The following is a 226-nucleotide window of genomic DNA, read 5'->3' on the forward strand; positions in this document are numbered from 1 at the left end:
CGCGCTGGGCGACGACGCCGCGGCCGGGCTTGTCGCCGCGCTGGCGTTTCCGGAGCGGGTGGCGCGGGCGCGCGGGGAAGGCGCGTTCCTGATGGTGTCGGGTACCGGGGCCGAACTGGGCGAAGGGTCCGGGCTCCGCAGTGCGTCGTGGCTGGCTGTGGCGGTCGCCGACCGGGGAGTGCAGGCCGCGTCCGCGCGGGTGCGGCTCGCCGCGGTGATCGACGAG

The 226-nt window shown here is 77.9% G+C and carries 1 protein-coding gene; it reads left to right on the top strand.

Annotated features, from left to right (window positions below; genetic code table 11):
- Positions 1 to 226, top strand: a 226-nt coding sequence (locus tag J0695_RS37685; protein WP_206969301.1) for a hypothetical protein, incomplete at both ends; no start/stop codon positions are given.

Source organism: Streptomyces beijiangensis (genome assembly GCF_017315755.1).
GTDB classification, from domain to species: domain Bacteria; phylum Actinomycetota; class Actinomycetes; order Streptomycetales; family Streptomycetaceae; genus Streptomyces; species Streptomyces beijiangensis.